Annotated in this window: 4 protein-coding genes and 1 pseudogene; 2 read left to right on the top strand and 3 right to left on the bottom strand. The window is 33.3% G+C overall.

Annotation, left to right across the window (positions count from 1 at the left end; genetic code table 11):
• Positions 1-154: 154 nt before the first annotated feature.
• Positions 155-784: a 16S rRNA (guanine(527)-N(7))-methyltransferase RsmG gene (rsmG, locus tag BXU11_RS17525; protein ID WP_024981406.1), complete on the top strand. Its 630-nt coding sequence runs from the start codon at positions 155-157 to the stop codon at positions 782-784.
• Positions 785-945: 161 nt separating this feature from the next.
• The gene (locus tag BXU11_RS17530) at positions 946-1,452 is read left to right on the top strand and encodes a M48 family metalloprotease (RefSeq protein ID WP_078213402.1); all 507 of its coding nucleotides are present in this window, start codon (positions 946-948) and stop codon (positions 1,450-1,452) included.
• Here the strand turns inward: BXU11_RS17530 and BXU11_RS17535 are convergent.
• From BXU11_RS17535 to rsmG (BXU11_RS17540), 3 genes and pseudogenes are all read right to left on the bottom strand, one after another.
• Positions 1,445-1,777, bottom strand: coding sequence for a M48 family metalloprotease (locus BXU11_RS17535; RefSeq protein ID WP_223253804.1), 333 nt, complete (start codon positions 1,775-1,777; stop codon positions 1,445-1,447). The two genes, BXU11_RS17530 and BXU11_RS17535, sit on opposite strands and share 8 nt — an antisense overlap.
• 20 nt (positions 1,778-1,797) lie before the next feature.
• A complete protein-coding gene (locus tag BXU11_RS18390; RefSeq protein WP_223253805.1) occupies positions 1,798-1,947 on the bottom strand; it encodes a hypothetical protein in 150 nt (49 codons plus the stop codon).
• A 161-nt stretch (positions 1,948-2,108) separates the two neighbouring features.
• Positions 2,109-2,737: pseudogene (rsmG, locus tag BXU11_RS17540) on the bottom strand (16S rRNA (guanine(527)-N(7))-methyltransferase RsmG).
• Positions 2,738-2,868 lie beyond the last annotated feature (131 nt).

Consider the following 2,868-nt stretch of genomic DNA (forward strand, 5'->3'; position numbering starts at 1 on the left):
AATTTTAAATTATCTTGTTTAGAAAAAGTGGGCGCAGTAGTGTTCATAACGATTTTTATCTAGGGGCAAATGTAAGTATTATAAATTTTCGATTATACATTATAGACTTAAAAATTTCCGCGCTAAAATAAGTACTTTTGTTAAAAATTTTACCATGGACGAGATTCTAAAGTATTTTCCTAATCTGACTGATTTGCAAAAAGAACAGTTTGCCAAATTGGATGTTTTATATCATGATTGGAACGAAAAAATAAACGTTATTTCTAGAAAAGATATTGATGCATTGTACACCAAACATGTTTTGCATTCGCTAGGAATTGCTAAAATAAATAAATTCGAGCCCGGAACTTTTGTTTTGGATGTGGGCACTGGTGGCGGTTTTCCCGGAATACCTTTGGCTATTTTGTTTCCAGAGACTCGTTTTTATTTGATTGATGTGATTGCCAAAAAAATAAAAGTAGTCAAAGCGGTGGCGGAAGCTTTGGAATTGAAAAATGTAAAAGCAGAACAAATACGTGCCGAAAATGTAAAAGGAGATTTTGATTTTATTGTAAGCCGTGCCGTGACCAATATGCCCGATTTTGTATCTTGGGTAAAAACTAAAATCAAAAAGCAACACAAGCACCAATTAAAGAATGGTATTTTGTATTTAAAAGGAGGTGACTTGACCGAGGAATTGAAAGATTTTCCGAAAGCCACGGAATACAATTTAGCTGATATTTTTGAAGATGAATTTTTCGAAACCAAAAAAGTAGTGCATTTACCCTTGAAGTTTGTGGTATAAATCGATCAACTTTGAGAAATGGATAAACTAAGTTGTAATTTGGTTTTTTACAAATTTTAATGACGAATATTCTTATTCTATTTCAGATTTGGTCTTGTTTTGTTTTCTTTTTGAATACTTTTGCTAATAATTTAGTAGGTGTATTTTAAATCAAAATTTGTATGTTGACAAAGAGAAAAATTGTTGTTTTTGTAGTTTTGTTTGTATTTTCTATGAGTTCGAATGCTCAAAAAATCAATGACAAAATTTTAGGTTCTGTAGGTAAAGCGGTTAAAGGTTTTAGTTTTAGTAATGAAGAAGCAGTTGCTTTAGCGAAAGCTGCGGTTGATCAGATGGATAAGGAAAATCCGGTGGCTGACGCTAAAGATAAATATGATATTCGTTTAAGAAAAATTTTCGGAAAGCATGCCACAGAAAATGGACTTAAGCTAAACTTCAAAGTTTATAAGCTAAAAGAAGTCAATGCTTTTGCCTGCGCAGATGGAAGTGTTCGTGTGTACCAAGGTTTGATGGATGCAATGGATGATAACGAGGTTTTGGCTGTGATTGGTCACGAAATTGGCCATGTTGCTAATAATGATTCTCAAGATGCTGTGAAAGCCGCCTACAAGAAAGAGGCTTTTATGGATGCGATTGCTTCCCAATCCATAAAATCACCTACTAGTTAAGTGAATTTATGGATTGGGAAGCAATCGCATCCATAAAAGCCTCTTTCTTGTAGGCGGCTTTCACAGCATCTTGAGAATCATTATTAGCAACATGGCCAATTTCGTGACCAATCACAGCCAAAACCTCGTTATCATCCATTGCATCCATCAAACCTTGGTACACACGAACACTTCCATCTGCGCAGGCAAAAGCATTGACTTCTTTTAGCTTATAAACTTTGAAGTTTAGCTTAAGTCCATTTTCTGTGGCATGCTTTCCGAAAATTTTTCTTAAACGAATATCATATTTATCTTTAGCGTCAGCCACCGGATTTTCCTTATCCATCTGATCAACCGCAGCTTTCGCTAAAGCAACTGCTTCTTCATTACTAAACTAAAACCTTTAACCGCTTTACCTACAGAACCTAAAATTTTGTCATTGATTTTTTGAGCATTCGAACTCATAGAAAATACAAACAAAACTACAAAAACAACAATTTTTCTCTTTGTCAACATACAAATTTTGATTTAAAATACACCTACTAAATTATTAGCAAAAGTATTCAAAAAGAAAACAAAACAAGACCAAATCTGAAATAGAATAAGAATATTCGTCATTAAAATTTGTAAAAAACCAAATTACAACTTAGTTTATCCATTTCTCAAAGTTGATCGATTTATACCACAAACTTCAAGGGTAAATGCACTACTTTTTTGGTTTCGAAAAATTCATCTTCAAAAATATCAGCTAAATTGTATTCCGTGGCTTTCGGAAAATCTTTCAATTCCTCGGTCAAGTCACCTCCTTTTAAATACAAAATACCATTCTTTAATTGGTGCTTGTGTTGCTTTTTGATTTTAGTTTTTACCAAGATACAAAATCGGGCATATTGGTCACGGCACGGCTTACAATAAAATCAAAATCTCCTTTTACATTTTCGGCACGTATTTGTTCTGCTTTTACATTTTTCAATTCCAAAGCTTCCGCCACCGCTTTGACTACTTTTATTTTTTTGGCAATCACATCAATCAAATAAAAACGAGTCTCTGGAAACAAAATAGCCAAAGGTATTCCGGGAAAACCGCCACCAGTGCCCACATCCAAAACAAAAGTTCCGGGCTCGAATTTATTTATTTTAGCAATTCCTAGCGAATGCAAAACATGTTTGGTGTACAATGCATCAATATCTTTTCTAGAAATAACGTTTATTTTTTCGTTCCAATCATGATATAAAACATCCAATTTGGCAAACTGTTCTTTTTGCAAATCAGTCAGATTAGGAAAATACTTTAGAATCTCGTCCATGGTAAAATTTTTAACAAAAGTACTTATTTTAGCGCGGAAATTTTTAAGTCTATAATGTATAATCGAAAATTTATAATACTTACATTTGCCCTAGATAAAAATCGTTATGAACACTACTGCGCCCACTTTTT

It is taken from the genome of Flavobacterium sp. LM5, assembly GCF_002017945.1.
GTDB classification, from domain to species: domain Bacteria; phylum Bacteroidota; class Bacteroidia; order Flavobacteriales; family Flavobacteriaceae; genus Flavobacterium; species Flavobacterium succinicans.